Source organism: Brevundimonas fontaquae, from assembly GCF_017086445.1.
Classification (GTDB): Bacteria; Pseudomonadota; Alphaproteobacteria; order Caulobacterales; family Caulobacteraceae; genus Brevundimonas; species Brevundimonas fontaquae.
The window spans coordinates 2,966,143-2,981,895 of the sequence record NZ_CP070968.1; the positions used below are offsets into that span (position 1 = coordinate 2,966,143).

A 15,753-nucleotide genomic window follows, 5' to 3' on the forward strand; every position below is an offset into this window, starting at 1 on the left:
TCAGCTACAGGCAAGAGTCTTTCCCATCGCTGTGATGAAAGCGAGCTCACAATGACCTGGCGCATCCACGTCGAACCCTTCACCCGCCCCCTCTTCTTCGCCTGGTCGCGGCTGACGCGGGGCAAGACATTGGGCGTGCGGGCGGTGGTGGTGGATGCGCAGGGGCGGGTGCTGATGGTGCGGCACACCTATCTCAAGGGCTGGTGGTTGCCGGGCGGCGGGGTGGATCGGGGCGAGACGACGCAACGTGCCGTGGTGCGCGAACTGCGTGAGGAGGCCGGTCTGGTCGCGCGCGGGGCGCCGCGCCTGATCTCGATCCATTCCAACGAGCGCTTCTTTCCCGGCGATCACGTCGCCGTCTTCCGCATCGACGCCTTCGATGTGGGCGAGCGCGCCAGCCACGGCGAGATCGCCGAGATCGGCTGGTTCTCGCCGTCCGCCCTGCCGGACGACGTGAACCGGGGCTGTCGCGCGCGTCTGGCCGAAATCTTCGACGGCGCCCCGGTCGATCCCGCCTGGTGAGGCCCATCTGCCGTCACCTCCCTGCGCAGCGGGGAGGTGACGCGGCGCTCTTGCGCCGTGACGGAGGGGCTCTTTACCGCACCACAAGCTCCCGTGGGACTTCAAGATCCCCTCCACCGCTTCGCGGTCCCCCTCCCCACGGGTGGGGAGGAGACATTGTGCGTCCGCATCTGACGCAGGCGCGTGGCAGCGTCCGTCCATGCCCCAAGCCGCCCCCGTCTATCGCGTCCGCTCGCAGGAGATCTGGGACCTGGCCCGCGACGATTATCTGGCGGGCGAGCCGGCGCGGATCGTCTGCCGCCGCTACGACCTGGGCCTGTCGGCCTTCCGCATCCGCGCGCGCAAGGGCAAGTGGCGGCGCGGGGACCAGGACGATCCCGACCTGTACGATCCCGCGCTCGAGCTCGAGGCGGTCGAGGATATCGCCTTTTCCGACATGGCCGACACGGCGCGCCGTCGCCTGCAACTAGCCCTAATGGACGGCGAGGCGACCGAGGCCCAGCGCTGGCTCAGGATCTTCGAGACCCTGTCGTCGATGGCGTCCCAGACTGGCGATGTGCACACATTGCACCCGGATTTTTCGCCCCGACCGTCTGATGGGACCGACGCGCCCGCCCCTCGCCCTTCGACGGACGACGCCGGGTCCGCACCGGGCGAAGTGCATGAATTGCACTCTGATTTATCTTCGGACGACCTAGGTCGATCCGGCGCGCCCCTCAATCGGGCCGAGCGCCGCCGCCTGCGCCGCGCCCGGCGCCGCACGCCGCCCTCTGCAAGTCCTGAAAGCCATGCTAGCCAAGGGCCATGAACCCGTCGCTCCTCGCCATTCTCGTCGTCATCCTGGCCGGCGGCGCCACCGCGCTTCAGGCCCCGACCAACGCCAGGCTGGCGACCGCCGTGGCCTCGCCGGTCAACGCGGCCTTCATCTCGTTTGCGGTCGGCACCACCGTGCTGGGACTCTTGGCGGCCATCCTGCACACCCGGCCGGACATGGCCGCGACGCGGGCCCTGCCGTGGTACGCCTGGCTGGGCGGGGCCTACGGCGCCTGTTTCGTGGTCGCCGCCGCCTGGGGCGTGCCCCGCCTGGGCGTGGCCATGACCATCACCCTGATGGTCGGCGGCCAGCTGCTGCTCAGCCTGGCGCTGGATCATTTCGGGGCGCTGGGCGTGCCGCGCCAGCCGCTGAACATCGGCCGCATCGCCGGGGTGGGGCTTGTTCTGGCCGGCGTCCTTCTGGTCCGGCGCTCTTGACCCTATATCGGGCGCGATGACCGAGGAGACGCCTGATTCCCAACTGAAAGCCGCCGCCCTGATCGCCGACGAGGCGCGCCGGGCGCCGGACAAGCCGGGCGTCTATCGCATGTATGGCGAGGACGGGTCGTGCCTGTATGTCGGCAAGGCCAAGTCGCTGAAGAAGCGCATCATCCAGTATGCGCAGGGGCGTTTTCACACCCAGCGCATCGGCCTGATGGTGTCGCAGACCCGGTCGATGGAGCTGGTGGTCACCGCCACCGAGACCGAAGCCCTGCTGCTGGAATCCAACTTCATCAAGAAGCTGAAGCCCCGCTTCAACGTGGTGCTGCGCGACGACAAGTCCTTCGCCGAGCTGATGATCCGCCGCGACCACCGCGCGCCCCAGGTCAGGAAGCATCGCGGCGCCCACACCACGCCCGGCGACTATTTCGGCCCCTTCGCCTCGACCTGGGCGGTCAACCGCACGCTGAACACCCTGCAGAAGGCCTTCCTGCTGCGCTCCTGTTCCGACAGCGTCTATGAGACCCGCACCCGCCCCTGCATGCTGCATCAGATCAAGCGCTGCTCGGCCCCCTGCACCGGCCTGATCAGCCTCGAGGACTACGGCGAACTGGTCACCGAGGCCGAGCAGTTCCTGCGCGGCAAGTCGCGCGCCGTCATCGGCCGCCTGTCCAAGGAGATGCAGGCGGCGTCCGACGAGATGGACTTCGAACAGGCCGCCCGCATGCGCGACCGCATTCGCGCCCTGTCGGCCATCGCGATGGAGAACTCCGTCAGCGCCGATAGCGTCGCCGAAGGCGACGTCTTCGCCCTGCATTCCGACGGCGGCCAGGCCTGCGTCCAGGTCTTCTTCTATCGCGCCGGCCAGAACTGGGGCGGCCGCGCCTATTTCCCGCGCGTGGACAAGACCGACACCGATCCTGAGATCCTGGCCGCCTTTCTGGGTCAGTTCTACGAGGACAAGCCGATCCCGCGCCTGATCCTGTCCAACGTGCGCCCGCACGAGTTGGAACTGCTGGAAGAGGCCTTCTCGATGAAGGCGGACCGCAAGGTCGAGATCGTCCGTCCGATGCGCGGCGAGAAGCTGGCGCTGGTCGACCACGCCCTGACCAATGCGCGCGAGGCCCTGGGCCGCCGCCTGGCCGAAAGCTCGGCGCAGGGCAAGATCCTTGACGAGGTGTGTGAGGCCTTCGGACTGGAGAGCCGGCCCGAGCGGATCGAGATCTATGACAACGCCCACATTCAAGGGACGAACGCGGTGGGCGGCATGGTCGTCGCCGGCCCCGAAGGCTTCCAGAAGTCGCAGTATCGCAAGTTCAACATCCGGGGCGAGGATCTGACCCCCGGCGACGACTACGGCATGATGCGCGAGGTGATGCGTCGTCGCTTCTCGCGCCTGGTCAAGGACGAGGAAGAGGGCGAAGACGTCGTCCGCCCCGACCTGCTGCTGATCGACGGCGGCGCGGGACAGTTGGCCGAGGTGTTGGCGGTCATGGCCGACCTGGGCGGGCTAGATGACATCACCGTCGTCGGCGTGGCCAAGGGGCCCGATCGCGACGCCGGCATGGAGAAGTTCTTCATGCCCGGCAAGGCGCCCTTCATGCTGCCGCTGAAATCGCCGGCCCTCTACTACCTGCAGCGGCTGCGCGACGAAGCCCACCGTTTCGCCAACGGCGCCCACGCCAAGCGCCGCTCGATGGACATCAAGAAGAACCCGCTGGACGAGATCGAAGGCGTCGGCCCCGGCCGCAAGAAGGCCCTGCTGCACGCCTTCGGCTCGGCCAAGGGCGTCAGCCGCGCCTCCCTGGCCGACCTGGTCAAGGTCGACGGCATCAACCAACCCCTCGCCGAACGCATCCACGCCTTCTTCAGGAAGGCCTGAACCCTGTCACCACTCCAGCAGCGTCAGGCCGGGAATGTCGCGAAAATCCTCACCGTTGCGGGTGACCAACGTTGCTTCGTCTACAAGGGCCTGCGCCGCGATCATCCGATCTAGCACCTTGCGGCGCGAATAGCCGGTACGCCGGATGATACGCCCGTAGGCGGCGGCGTCCCGATCATCGAACGGCCTGTAACTGATCGTCTCAAGCAGCGCAGCCAGTCGGGCGCGTCGCAACTCGGCCTCTCCGTCCAGAAAGCCCGCCTCCAACTCGACCACGGTGATGATGGAGAAGACCAGAGTGTCGTCGGCCTCTTCGATCTGCGCGCGTATGATCGGGTCGCCATCCCGAAGATGTATGGCGACGCTTGTATCCAGCATCAGCAATGCTCAAAGCCCCTTGCGAAGGGGTGCGATGAAGGGGGGGCGCTTGCCTATGCTGGTTGGCTTGGGCAGCGCGTCCAACTTGGCCAACATTTCTCTGACGGAGGGCCGCTTGGGCGTGAGCGTCACGACATCGCCCTTGCGTTCGATCTCGACCTCGACACCCGGCCCGAACGAGATTTCCTTGGGCAGGCGCACGGCGTCGCTGTTGCCGCTTCGGAATGTTCGACTGGTGACGGCCATGGCGAGCTCCTTCGTATAGACACGTATACACGATTTATCGGCGTGGCTCAAAGCGCTACAGGCGCTGCATGAGCGACTCCGAAGACGAACTGACCGCCGGCTATCGCCGCTTCCGCGCCGAGCATTGGCCGACGGCCCGCGCCGAGTACGAGACCCTGGCGACCAAGGGCCAGAAGCCGCACACCCTGATCGTGGCCTGTTCCGACAGCCGCGCCGATCCGGCCCTGATCTTCGACGCCAAGCCGGGCGAATTGTTCGTGGTGCGCAACGTCGCCAATCTGGTCCCGCCCTATGAGCCGGACGGCAAGCTGCACGGCGTGTCGGCGGCGCTGGAGTTCGGGGTCAAGGTGCTGGGCGTCAAGCGGATCGTGGTCATGGGCCACGCCCACTGCGGCGGGGTCAACGCCATGATCAACGGCGCCCCTGAAATCGTCGCCGACTTCGTCGCCCCCTGGATCGCCCAAGGCGCGCCAGTCGTCCAGCACGTCGCCGAAACCGTCGCCCCCGACCAGCTGGAGCGCGCCGCCGAAGAGGCCATCGTGCGGCTGTCGATCCGGAACCTGCGCACCTTCCCCTGGATCGCCGAGCGCGAAGCCAAGGGCGAGCTTCAGCTCAGCGGCCTGCATTTCGGCATCGCCGAGGGCGCCCTGACGGCCCTGACCGACAAGCCCCGGTTCGAACCGTTGGATTGAGCGGCGAACCGTGCCACACCCGGCGCGTTGCAACGGACATGACGATGACCTCCGCCCACCGCGCCAACCCCATTCCCAACATCCTGACCGGGCTGCGCCTGGCGGCCGGGGTGGTGATGTTCGCCATGATGGCCGGGGCGGCGCCGGGCGCGCTTGAGGCCTGGCTGTCGCCGGAAACCCAGGGACGATTCAGCGTTTGGGCCTTCTGGATCTTCGTCATCGCCGCCTCGACCGACTGGGTCGACGGCTATCTGGCTCGGCGCTGGAATGCGACCACGCGTTGGGGCGCCATTCTCGATCCCATCGCCGACAAGGTGCTGGTGACCGGCGCCATCCTGGGCGTCCTGGCCTCGGGTTCGCTGCCCGGCATCGCCCTGCCCTGCGGTCTGATTCTGTTCCGCGAATTCGCCGTCTCCGCCCTGCGCGAGACGATGGCCGGTCGCATCGAACTGCCGGTCACCCTGGCCGCCAAGTGGAAGACCACGGTGCAGATGGTGGCGCTCGCCGCGCTTCAGCTGACCCTGCTGTGGGGCGCCCTGGGCCTGCAGAACGACGATGGATCGCCGCTGGCCTGGCAGCCTGCGTTCGAATCCTTCGCCATCTTCCTGATCTGGTTCGCCGCCATCATCACCCTGTGGACCGGCTGGCAGTATTTCAGCGAAGCCCGTCGCCAGATGCGCGATCTTTAGGGGCGCAGAGTCAGCCCGGCCGGCGTGGCGGAAAAGGCGGAAAGCCGGCCCAGATAGCTCATGCCCAGCAGGGAGTATTCCAGCCCCTGCTCGACCACCAGGGCCTCGACCCGGTCCACACGCGCGCCCGCGACCGAGATCATCTTCAGCTGAACCGGCGCGGCGCGCACGACCCCCGATGCGGTCTGGACCGTGCCGGTGAAGGCTTCGGGTTCGGGATCGACGCCTAGTCTCAGGGCGTCGGCGCGCGTCAGGGCGACCACGCTGGCGCCCGTATCCACCAGCACCCGCACCGCCTTGCCGTCGATATTGGCCTCGGCCCAATAGTGACCGTCAGCGCCCTTCACCACCTGGGCGTCGGTGCCGGAGGCGCCGATCACCGCCTTGACCACGGGCGTCGCCGCCTGGGCCAGGCCGTCGCCTTCCAGATGGCGGATCGTCAGAGCCGTGCCGAACGACGCCATGAGAGCGAAGCCGAGGACGACGACAGACTGGGTATCGATGCGAACCATGCCTCTGTCTTAGAGGCGCGGCGTTTGGATGGGGTGAAACGACGTGGCTGACGAAAGCTTAAGCCGCGAACCGCGCTAGCCCAGCTTGGCCGGATCCACCTGACTACGGCGCGACGGCAGGTCGGCCATGACCGTCGCGCGCTCGGCGTCGCTCAGCGCCCGCCAGCCGGCGATCTCCTTCAGGGTGCGAAAACAGCCGAGGCACAGGCCGCTCTCGCCGTCGACTGCGCACACCATGACGCAGGGCGTGGCGATGGCCTTGGGCGGTCCGGGCCGGCTCGGGGTCGTCGCGCTCATTGTGACACAGTGGCGAAAATCACTCCGACTCCTGACGAATAAAGTTGCAAATTCACGAAACTGTCTTATATCGGCTGATGACGCGAAACGACTGACGGTGGAATCCCATTGGTACGACGCGTCTCTTTTCATCGTTCTGCGAAAGGAGACGCCAAGATGAACGATAAGGAGCGTAACCTCCAACACGCCATGATGTCCTTCGCCCTGTGGGGCGGGATGCTGGTCAACAGTCGGCATATGCCGTCGAACTCGGGCCGGGTGGTCAGCCATCCGTCCAACTTCGTACCCTATACGATCAAGAAACGCTGACGGCCCGCTCGGCCCTCAGCCTGAAGAAGCCCCGGTCTCGCCGGGGCTTTTGCAATTCCGGGCTTGCCTGACGCGGCGTTCGCGGTCGATGACGAGCGCAAGGACGGAGACGATGCATGGGCCTGATCACCGAAGAGAAGCGGGGCGCGATCCTGATCTGGACGCTGGATCGCGAGGCGCGGCTGAACGCCTTGCCCGATCTGGGCGACGGCGACGAGGTCGCGGCGGCGTGCGAGCGGGTCAACGCCGATTCGTCGATCCGCTGCGTGGTCCTGACCGGCGCCGGGCGGGCGTTCTCTGCCGGCGGCGATCTGACGGCGATGCGGGACAGGCGCGACCTGTTCGAGGGCTCGGGCGCCGCCATCCGCGAACGCTATCGCCGGGTCGTCCATCGGATCGTGCGGTCGCTGTATGGACTTGAGGTTCCGCTGATCGCCGCCGTCAACGGGCCGGCGATGGGCTTGGGCTGCGATATAGCCGGCCTAAGCGATATCCGCATCGCGTCCGAGCGCGCCAGCTTCGGCGTGCCCTTCCTGAAGCTGGGCATCATCCCGGGCGACGGCGGGTCCTGGCTGCTGCCGCGCAACATCGGCTATGCCCGCGCCGCCGAACTGCTGTTCACCACCCGATCCATCGATGCCGCGACGGCGGCCGAATGGGGGCTGGTCAATCGCGTGGTCGCGCACGACGACCTGATGACCGAGGCCCTGGCTGTCGCCGCCCAGGTCGCGGCCCAGCCGCCGCAGGCCCTGCGTATGGCCAAGACCCTGCTGCGTCAGGGCCGAGACACGACCTTCGACCAGATGCTGGAGATGTCGGCAGCGATGCAGGCTCTGGCCCACCTGACCGAGGACCATCAGGAAGGCGTCGCCGCCGTACTGGAAAAGCGGCCGGGCGACTTCACCGGCCGCTGACCCGAAGCCCTATTTCGTCTTCATCGCCTGGTTCGGCCCGACGCCGGCGGCGACCGCGCGTTTGGCCCCGGCGGTTTCGCCCGGCTTCATGAATTTGACCAGAACCCGCTGTCCGATCAGCAGGGGCGCATCGCCGGCCGAGGCGACGACTTCCACCACCCGCTCATCGCTGCGCTGCGAGGGATCGTCCGAGGCCAGTTTGCGCGCGCCGAAGACGGCGGCCCGACGCATGACGGCGCCGATATAGACCTTGCTGGCGTCGCCCTCGGGGCTGATCTCGACGGCCTGGCCGTCGGTCAGGTTCGGCAGGTCGCTCTCGACCACCTCGGCGCGGACGATGCGCGGCGCGTCGGGCTCAAGGTCGAACATGTTGGAGACGTTCAGGGTCGAGGCGCCGGCGCCGGGGTTGGCGTAGCGGCGCACGATCCGGCCGCTGGTCGGGGCGCGGATGACCGTCAGTTCCTGATTGTAGCGGGCCTGATCCAACTGTGCCCGCGCGGTCTGGACGGCGGCGACCTGCGACCCCAGACGGGCTTGGGCGGTGGCGATGGCGTCCTGGGCCTGGTCCATGCGCTGGGCGGCGACGAAGTTCGTGGCGACAAGACGTTGCAGACGCTCCTGCTCGCGCTGAGCGGTGCGGATGTCGACGCGGATCTGGGTCAGCTGGCTTTCGGCCTGGCTGACGGCGGCGGCCGCGGCCTGCACCGCCAGACGCGCCTCGTCGTCTTCCTGACGGGCGAGGATCTGACCGGCGACGACGCGATCGCCTTCCTGAACCAGGACGTCCCGGACGATACCGCCGCGACGGGCCGCGATCTGGATGATGCCGCCCTCGACGTCGACCTTGCCGTTGGCGATGGCCGCATAGGGACTGTCGACCTTGGTCGCCGCCGCCTTCTCTGCCTCCGCCTTCTTGGTCTTGGCGGCGGACTGGAACAGCATGAAGCCGACCGCCAGCACGATCACCAGCAGCAGGCCGATCCAGGTGCGTTTTTTCTTCAGAAAGCCGGGCATTGGCGTGTCGTCCTAAGGGAAATCGTCGTGTCGGTTAGTGGGACGCCAGGATGGCGTTCGGATCGGGGATGCGGCGCTGGTCGTCCAGAATCTTGCCGTCCTCGATGTGGATGACCCGGTCGGCCCAGGCCTCCAGGCGCGGATCGTGGGTCACGCAGATGACGGCGGCGCCGTGTTCGGTGGCGGCCCGGCGCAGCAGCTTGATGACCACCTGGCCGTTCTCGCCGTCCAGGGCCGAGGTGGGTTCGTCGGCGAACAGGATTTTGGGATCCTTGGCCAGGGCGCGGGCGATGGCGACGCGCTGCTTTTCACCGCCCGACAAAGCCGCCGGCCGCTGGTGCAGACGGTGGCCCAGGCCGACCTCTTCAAGGGCGATCGTGGCGCGCTTCTTGGCCTGGCCCGCGGTCAGCCCCTGGAACTTCAGCACTGTCTCCACCTGCTGCAACGCCGTCAGCGCCGGGAACAGGTTGAAGCCCTGGAAGATGAAGCCGCAGTTATCTAGGCGGAACTTGTCGATCCGGCCGGATGACAGCTTCCACAGATCATCGACGTCCAGCGCGTCCACCCGGCCCTCTTCGGGCTTCAGCAGGCCCGACAGGGCTGCGATCAGGGTGGACTTGCCCGAGCCGGAGGGCCCCATGACCATGGTCAGGTCGCCATGCCGCGCATCGAAATCGACGCCCTTCAGCACGTCGACCCAGGCCTTGCCGGACTTGAACCGCTTGACCAGGCTTTTGGCCTCGATGGCGAAGTCGCCGTGCTTGCCGTGAACCTTTGTATGAACGTTCATCGCAGCAGGTCCGCCGGTTGGCTGTTCTTGAGGATGCCCAGCGACAGCAGGCCGGACACCATAGCGATGGCGATCAGGCCGATGCCGACGACGATCAGCAGCGACAACGGCAAGGCGATGATCACCGCCCCCATCATCGCCAGCAGCGAGACCAGCCAGGTCAGGACGATGGCCGCGATGACGCCGACGACGCCGACCCAGAAGCTGAGTTCGACCACGATCCGACGCAAGGACCCCATGCTGACGCCCAAGGCCCGCAGAGAGGCGAACTCCTTGATATTGGCCATGATGGCGCCGCGCAGGGTCTGCCAGGTGATGGCCACGCCGATGATGATCCCCAGCACGACGCAGCCGCCGATGATGATGACCAGAATGCCTTCCTCGAACATGGCGCCGGCGTTGGCGTCGGCCAGTTGCTGCTTGGTCCAGGCCTTCCACTGACCGTTGCCCATGGCGTTCAGTTGGGCCACCACGACGGGCGCGCGGGCCGGATCGCGCAGCTTGACCATCAGCGGACCGACGCGCGGGCCGGTGTCGGCCTGGCCCAGCATCCGCAGCGTGTCGCGCGACATGACCACGCCCGGCTGCATCATATTGGGATAGCCGCGCGTGACGCCGACGACGGTGACGGTCTGGCCGTTGTACAGGGCCTTGTCGCCCAGCTTCACGCCCAGGGTCGTCAGGGCCGTCTCGTCGACCGCCACGGTGTAGGGTTGGCGCAGCGCGTCGACCAGTTCCTGCGAATAGTCGGTCGGGATAGTCACCGAGCCGGGACGGGTGTCGATGATGCTGGCCTGGACGAACTTCTGACGCGGCGCGCCCTGCGACGCATTGTCCGCCTGGCTCTTGGTCGGATCGACTTCCTTAATGTTCTGGAAGGTGCCCCCGGCGCCGTCCAGCGGCATGACCTCGACCACCTCAGGGTGGTTGTAGGCCAAAGGAATGAACCGACGCGGCACGCCCGACGGCCCGCCGATCAGGCTTTTGGCGCCGGGCTGCATGATGAAGATGTCGGCGTTCGACCGTTCGATCGTCGCGGTGAATCCTTTGCCGATGCCGATGAAGACGCCGGTCATCGCCAGGACCAGAAGCCCCGACAGGGCCAGGGCCATGACCGCCGCCATATAGCGGCGCCACTCGAACAGCAGTGTTGATAGCGCAAGCGACATTGTCGTCGATAAACCCCCGGTACTTGCGCCTATCTGACCGTGCGCCTCCTCACCGCCAAGTTAAATCGGGGTAAGGCTTGTGAAGAGCTGTCGTTGCGGGTTCCAAATCAGGGGATTAAGGGCCTTACAGCCTCTTGGCGCCGCCCCTTCGTCGGCGTTAGTTACAACATAACAGATGGGACAGGCCGTCCCACGCTTAGGGAAACACGCCTTCATGTCCTTGCCCTCGCTTCGTCTCACCGCCTCGCTCGCCGCGCTCGGCGCCGCCACCGCCGTCCTGTCCGCGCCCGCGACCTCCGCCCGCGCCGACGAGGGCATGTGGACCTTCGACAACTTCCCCATCGCCACGGTGAACGAGAAGTACGGCACGAACATCGACCAAGCCTGGCTGGACCGCGTGCGCAACGCCGCCGTCCGCCTACAGGGCTGCTCGGCCTCGCTGGTGTCGAACGAAGGCCTGGTGCTGACCAACCACCACTGCGTCGTCTCGTGCGTGCAGGACCTGTCCACGGCTCAGAACGACTACGTCAAGAACGGCTGGATGCCCGCCACCCGTGAGGAAGAGAAGAAGTGCCCCGGCCAGACGGCCGAAATTCTGACGGACATCACTGACGTCACCGACCGCGTGACCGGCGCCGGCGCCGGTCTTGAGGGCGCCGCCTTCGTCCAGGCCCGCGCCGCCGAGATCGACAAGATCCAGAAGGAGACCTGCGGCGACGACCAGAAGCTGACCTGCCAGGTCATCAGCTTCTACCGCGGCGGCCAGTACAAGCTGTACAAGTTCCGCAAGTATGACGACGTGCGCCTGGTCTTCGCGCCCGAGTTTCAGGCGGCTTTCTTCGGCGGCGACCCGGACAACTTCAACTTCCCGCGCTACGCTCTGGATGCCGGCTTCCTGCGCATCTACGAAGACGGCAAGCCGGTCGCCACGCCGAACCACCTGACCTGGAACGCCAATGCGCCCAAGGAAGGCGACGTCACCTTCGTCGCCGGCAACCCCGGCTCGACCCAGCGCCTGCTGACCGTGGCCCAGTTGGAGGCGCTGCGCGACCAGCAACTGCCCATCACCCTGATCCAGTCGTCGGAACTGCGCGGCCGTCTGCTGGAATATTCGACCACCGGCGAAGAGGCCAAGCGCGTCTCGGTCGATCCGATCTTCGGCCTGGAGAACAGCTTCAAGGTCTATTACGGCCAGCAGGGCGCCCTGACCGACCCGGTCTTCATGGCCACCAAGCGTCGTGAAGAGCAGGAGCTGCGCCAGCGCGTCGCCGCCGACCCGGCCCTGGCCCAACGCATCGGCGATCCGTGGGCCGATCTGGAACGCGCCTCGACCGCCCAGCGCGACCTCTATCTGCCTTATCGCCAGCTGGAATCGGCGGCCGGTCAGCGCTCGTCGCTGTACAGCTACGCCAAGGCCATCGTCCGCGCCGCCAAGGAACGCGCCAAGCCCGTCGCTGAACGCCGCGCCGGCTATTCGGACGCCGACATCGCCTCGCTGGGCCGTCGCCTGGCGACCGAGACGCCGATCTCGAACGACCTGGAGAAGATCTATCTCGACTTCTGGCTGTCCAAGACCCGCGAATATCTGACGGTCGACAATGCGAACGTGAAGGCGCTGCTGGGCAAGGAAAGCCCCGAGCAGATCGCGGAGCGTCTGGTCGACGGCACGCGTCTGGCCGACCCCGCCTTCCGCGCCCAGGCCCTGGCCATGACGCCGGAGCAACTGGCCGCCTCGGGCGATCCGCTGATCCAGTTCGTCCTGGCCAATGACGATGCGGCACAGGCCGTCCGCACCCAGTGGGAATCGGCCGTGTCCGGTCCGACCAGCCGCGCCGGCGAAAAGATCGCCCAAGCCCGGTTCGCGGTTTACGGCACCAATCTGTATCCCGACGCGACCTTCTCCTTGCGCCTGTCCTACGGCCAGGTGAAGGGCTGGACCTATCGCGGCGTGACCGTCGAACCCTTCACCCAGATCGGCGGCCTTTATGAGCGCAACACCGGCGCTGAGCCCTTCAACGCGGCCGAGGACTGGCTGGCGGCCGAGGGCAAGGTCAACAAGTCGACCGTCTATGACTTCGTCTCGACCAACGACATCATCGGCGGCAACTCGGGCTCGCCCGTGATCAACGCCAAGGGCGAAGTCATCGGCGCCGCCTTCGACGGCAACATCCACTCGCTGGGCGGCAGCTTCGGCTACGACCCCGAGCTGAACCGCACGGTGACGGTCTCGACCGCCGCCATCACCGAGGCCTTGCGCAACGTCTACAACCAGCCGCGCCTGCTGCGCGAACTGGGCGTGCGTCGCTAAGACGAAAACGAAGAAGTCTCCTCCCCGCTGCGCGGGGAGGGGTACCGCGAAGCGGTGGAGGGGCTCTTCACCACCGCATGATCGCCTGTAAAGTGCTTAAGAGCCCCTCCGTCACGACGCTGAAGAAGCGCCGCGCCACCTCCCCGCAAGGCGGGGAGGAGACTTAAAGGACACCGCACATGCGCCCTCTTCTCCTCGCCTCCGCCGCCGTTCTCGCTTTCGCCGCCGCCAGCTCGGCCAGCGCCGAGGAAGGCATGTGGACCTACGACAACTTCCCCATCGCCCGCGCCAACCAGACGCTGGGGACCAATATCGATCAGGCCTTCCTGGATCGGGTGCGGCTGTCGTCGGTGAAGTTCGGCGGCTGTTCGGCGGGGGTGGTGTCAGGCCAGGGTCTGGTGATGACCAACAACCACTGCGTCGCCACCTGCGTAGCCAACCTGTCCACGCCGCAGCAGCAGTACGGCGAGACGGGCTTTACGCCCAAGACGCGCGAGGAAGAGCGCAAATGCCCCGGCGCCACGGCCGAGATCCTGACCGACATCTCCGATGTCACCGAGCGGATGCACAAGGCTGGCGAAGGGCTTGAGGGCCAGGCCTTCACCCAAGCGCGCGAGGCCGAGGCCGGGCGGATCGAGACCGAAGCCTGCGGCAACGAACCCAAGATCCGCTGCCAGGTCGTCAGCCTGTACCGGGGCGGCCAGTTCAAACTCTATAAGTTCCGCAAATACAGCGATGTGCGCCTGGCCTGGGCGCCGGAAGATCGCGCCGCGACCTTCGGCGGCGACCTGGACAACTTCTCCTTCCCCCGCTTCGCCATCGATGCGGCCTTCATCCGTCTGTACGAAGACGGCAAGCCAGTCGAGACGCCGGTCCACTTCGCCTGGAACGCCGACAAGCCGACCGAGGGCGAGGCCGTCTTCATCACCGGCAATCCCGGCGCGACCCAGCGCCTGCTGACGATGGATCAGCTGGCGACCATCCGCGACGTGGTCCTGCCGCTGGATCAGTTGATCGCCTCGGAGCTGCGCGGCCGTCTGATCCGCTATTCCGAAGAGGGCGAGGACCAGGCCTTTATCGCCATGGACCCGATCGTGGGCGTGGAGAACACCTACAAGCGCGGCCTGGGCCGTATGCGCGCCCTGACCGACGCCCAGTTCATCCAGGCCAAGGCGGCGGCCGAGGTCGACTTCATGCAACGCTACGCCGCCGCCAACGGCAATGGTCCCGATCCCTGGGGCGCGCTGGAAGCGGTCCAGCCCATCGCGCGTGAACTCTATGCGCCGACCGCCCTGCTGGAAGGCGGCACGGGCCTGGGGACCACCTCCGTCGCCGGCGGATCGCAGCTGTTCCAGTGGGCCAAGGCCATCGTGCGCGGCGCGCAGGAGCGGGCCAAGCCGTCGGACCAGCGTCTGGCCGAGTTCGCCGACAGCCGCCTGCCGGGCGTCGAATCCGGCCTGTTCGCCGAGCGGCCGACCTATCCCGAGCTGGAGCAGATCCGGCTGGAATGGTGGCTGTCCAAGACGCGCGAATGGCTGACGGTGGACAGCCCCTATGTTCGCACCCTGCTGGGCAAGGAAAGCCCCGAAGCGTTGTCGGCCCGTGTCGTCTCGGGCACCAAGCTGGCCGATCCAGCCGTGCGTCGCGCCCTGTGGACCGGCGGCCTGGCGACGGTTCAGGCGTCGGACGATCCGATGATCCAGTATGTACTGTCGATCGACGCGGACGCCCGCGCCGTTCGCACGGAATGGGAGAACAAGGTCAAGGCGCCGACCGACCGCGCGTCGGAACAGCTGGCGGCCGCTCGCTTCGCCGCCTATGGCGACGCCGTCTATCCCGACGCCACCGGCACCCTGCGCCTGACCTATGGCAAGGTCGAAGGCTCCGACGTACCGGGCCAGCGCTTCGGCGCCTTCACCACCTTCGCCGGCCTGTGGGACCGCGCCACCGGCGCCGAGCCGTTCAAGGTCGCGCCCAAGCTGATGGCCGCCAAGGACCGGATCGATCCGAACGCGGTGATGGACATGGCCGTCTCGACCGACACCATCGGCGGTTCGTCCGGCTCGCCGGCGGTCAACGCCCGGGGCGAGATCATCGGGGCCAATTTCGACTCCACCGTCCTGACCCAGCGCAACGCATATGGCTATGACCGCAACACCAACCGCAGCGTGATCGTCACCACCCAGGCCGTCACCGTGGCCCTGCGCGACGTCTATGGGATGGATCATCTGCTGACGGAGCTGGGCGTCAGCCGGTGACGCAGATCGCCATACGCGCGGCGACGTCCGACGACGTCGCCGCGCTGCATCCGCTGATCGAGCGCGCCTATCGCGGCGACACCGCCAAGGCCGGCTGGACGCACGAGGCGGACCTGCTGTTCGATGATCGCACCAGCGCGGCGGAGCTGTCGGCTCTGATCGCCGATCCCGACCGGGTCATCCTGCTGGCCCATCGCGACGGCGCGCCGATCGGCTGCGTCCAGGTCGCTCGCGCCGGGGACGACCTGGCCTATCTCGGCATGCTGACGGTCGAGCCGACCTTGCAGGCGTCCGGCCTCGGCCGTCGTCTGCTCTCGGCCGCCGAAAGCGAGGCGATCGCGCGGTTCGGCGCGCGCCGCATGGAGATGACAGTCATTCACCGCCGAACCGAACTGATCGCCTGGTACGAACGACGCGGTTACGCCCCCACCGGCGAAACCCGCCCCTTCCCCGTCGACCCGCCACGGCCCGAGCTGGAATTCGCGGTGCTGGAAAAAGCGCTCTAGCCGCCCCTTGCAA

General features: G+C 67.1%; 18 protein-coding genes. 11 read left to right on the forward strand and 7 right to left on the reverse strand.

Features of this window, described 5'->3' with window-relative positions; genetic code table 11:
- Nucleotides 1-51 precede the first annotated feature (51 nt).
- From JX001_RS14440 to uvrC, 4 genes are all read left to right on the forward strand, one after another.
- The gene (locus tag JX001_RS14440) at nt 52-522 is read left to right on the forward strand and encodes an NUDIX domain-containing protein (RefSeq protein WP_205681532.1); all 471 of its coding nucleotides are present in this window, start codon (nt 52-54) and stop codon (nt 520-522) included.
- Nucleotides 523-721: 199 nt separating this feature from the next.
- The gene (locus tag JX001_RS14445) at nt 722-1,330 is read left to right on the forward strand and encodes a hypothetical protein (protein ID WP_205681533.1); all 609 of its coding nucleotides are present in this window, start codon (nt 722-724) and stop codon (nt 1,328-1,330) included.
- Nucleotides 1,327-1,773: a DMT family transporter gene (locus JX001_RS14450; protein ID WP_205681534.1), complete on the forward strand. Its 447-nt coding sequence runs from the start codon at nt 1,327-1,329 to the stop codon at nt 1,771-1,773. The genes JX001_RS14445 and JX001_RS14450 overlap by 4 nt, the downstream gene beginning before the upstream one ends.
- Before the next feature lie 16 nt (nt 1,774-1,789).
- Entirely contained in the window at nt 1,790-3,658 is a 1,869-nt protein-coding gene (gene uvrC, locus JX001_RS14455) for an excinuclease ABC subunit UvrC (RefSeq protein ID WP_205681535.1), read from the forward strand.
- A gap of 6 nt (nt 3,659-3,664) precedes the next feature.
- On the opposite strand, the gene JX001_RS14460 is transcribed toward uvrC, so the two are convergent.
- On the reverse strand, nt 3,665-4,036 hold the full coding sequence (locus JX001_RS14460; RefSeq protein WP_205681536.1) for a PIN domain-containing protein: 372 nt from the start codon (nt 4,034-4,036) through the stop codon (nt 3,665-3,667).
- 9 nt (nt 4,037-4,045) lie between these two features.
- Entirely contained in the window at nt 4,046-4,282 is a 237-nt protein-coding gene (locus tag JX001_RS14465) for an antitoxin (RefSeq protein WP_017505108.1), read from the reverse strand.
- Between the two features lie 68 nt (nt 4,283-4,350).
- On the opposite strand from JX001_RS14465, the gene JX001_RS14470 reads away from it, so the two are divergent.
- Both JX001_RS14470 and pgsA read left to right on the forward strand, forming a co-directional pair.
- Entirely contained in the window at nt 4,351-4,974 is a 624-nt protein-coding gene (locus tag JX001_RS14470; RefSeq protein ID WP_205681537.1) for a carbonic anhydrase, read from the forward strand.
- A gap of 44 nt (nt 4,975-5,018) precedes the next feature.
- On the forward strand, nt 5,019-5,663 hold the full coding sequence (gene pgsA / locus JX001_RS14475; protein WP_026108402.1) for a CDP-diacylglycerol--glycerol-3-phosphate 3-phosphatidyltransferase: 645 nt from the start codon (nt 5,019-5,021) through the stop codon (nt 5,661-5,663).
- On the opposite strand, the gene JX001_RS14480 is transcribed toward pgsA, so the two are convergent.
- Both JX001_RS14480 and JX001_RS14485 read right to left on the reverse strand, forming a co-directional pair.
- On the reverse strand, nt 5,660-6,175 hold the full coding sequence (locus JX001_RS14480) for a retropepsin-like aspartic protease family protein (protein WP_205681538.1): 516 nt from the start codon (nt 6,173-6,175) through the stop codon (nt 5,660-5,662). The genes pgsA and JX001_RS14480 overlap by 4 nt on opposite strands.
- A gap of 75 nt (nt 6,176-6,250) precedes the next feature.
- On the reverse strand, nt 6,251-6,472 hold the full coding sequence (locus JX001_RS14485) for a DUF1289 domain-containing protein (RefSeq protein ID WP_205681539.1): 222 nt from the start codon (nt 6,470-6,472) through the stop codon (nt 6,251-6,253).
- 156 nt (nt 6,473-6,628) lie between these two features.
- On the opposite strand from JX001_RS14485, the gene JX001_RS14490 reads away from it, so the two are divergent.
- Nucleotides 6,629-6,781 (forward strand): hypothetical protein, encoded by a 153-nt coding sequence (locus JX001_RS14490; protein WP_017505113.1) that lies wholly within the window; start codon nt 6,629-6,631, stop codon nt 6,779-6,781.
- A 116-nt stretch (nt 6,782-6,897) separates the two neighbouring features.
- Nucleotides 6,898-7,695, forward strand: coding sequence for a crotonase/enoyl-CoA hydratase family protein (locus JX001_RS14495; protein WP_205681540.1), 798 nt, complete (start codon nt 6,898-6,900; stop codon nt 7,693-7,695).
- 9 nt (nt 7,696-7,704) lie between these two features.
- On the opposite strand, the gene JX001_RS14500 is transcribed toward JX001_RS14495, so the two are convergent.
- The 3 genes from JX001_RS14500 to JX001_RS14510 are packed head-to-tail and all read right to left on the reverse strand — an operon-like array spanning nt 7,705 to nt 10,668.
- The gene (locus JX001_RS14500) at nt 7,705-8,709 is read right to left on the reverse strand and encodes an HlyD family secretion protein (RefSeq protein ID WP_205681541.1); all 1,005 of its coding nucleotides are present in this window, start codon (nt 8,707-8,709) and stop codon (nt 7,705-7,707) included.
- Nucleotides 8,710-8,743: 34 nt separating this feature from the next.
- On the reverse strand, nt 8,744-9,499 hold the full coding sequence (locus JX001_RS14505; protein ID WP_055805773.1) for an ABC transporter ATP-binding protein: 756 nt from the start codon (nt 9,497-9,499) through the stop codon (nt 8,744-8,746).
- Nucleotides 9,496-10,668 carry an ABC transporter permease gene (locus JX001_RS14510; protein ID WP_205681542.1) on the reverse strand — a complete coding sequence of 391 codons (1,173 nt, stop codon included), beginning with the start codon at nt 10,666-10,668 and terminating at the stop codon, nt 9,496-9,498. Before JX001_RS14510 ends, JX001_RS14505 begins: the two co-directional genes overlap by 4 nt.
- 214 nt (nt 10,669-10,882) lie before the next feature.
- On the opposite strand from JX001_RS14510, the gene JX001_RS14515 reads away from it, so the two are divergent.
- From JX001_RS14515 to JX001_RS14525, 3 genes are all read left to right on the forward strand, one after another.
- Complete coding sequence (locus JX001_RS14515) at nt 10,883-12,976, forward strand: S46 family peptidase (protein WP_205681543.1); 2,094 nt, start codon at nt 10,883-10,885, stop codon at nt 12,974-12,976.
- Between the two features lie 179 nt (nt 12,977-13,155).
- The gene (locus JX001_RS14520; protein ID WP_205681544.1) at nt 13,156-15,234 is read left to right on the forward strand and encodes a S46 family peptidase; all 2,079 of its coding nucleotides are present in this window, start codon (nt 13,156-13,158) and stop codon (nt 15,232-15,234) included.
- Nucleotides 15,231-15,740 (forward strand): GNAT family N-acetyltransferase, encoded by a 510-nt coding sequence (locus JX001_RS14525; RefSeq protein WP_205681545.1) that lies wholly within the window; start codon nt 15,231-15,233, stop codon nt 15,738-15,740. Before JX001_RS14520 ends, JX001_RS14525 begins: the two co-directional genes overlap by 4 nt.
- Nucleotides 15,741-15,753 lie beyond the last annotated feature (13 nt).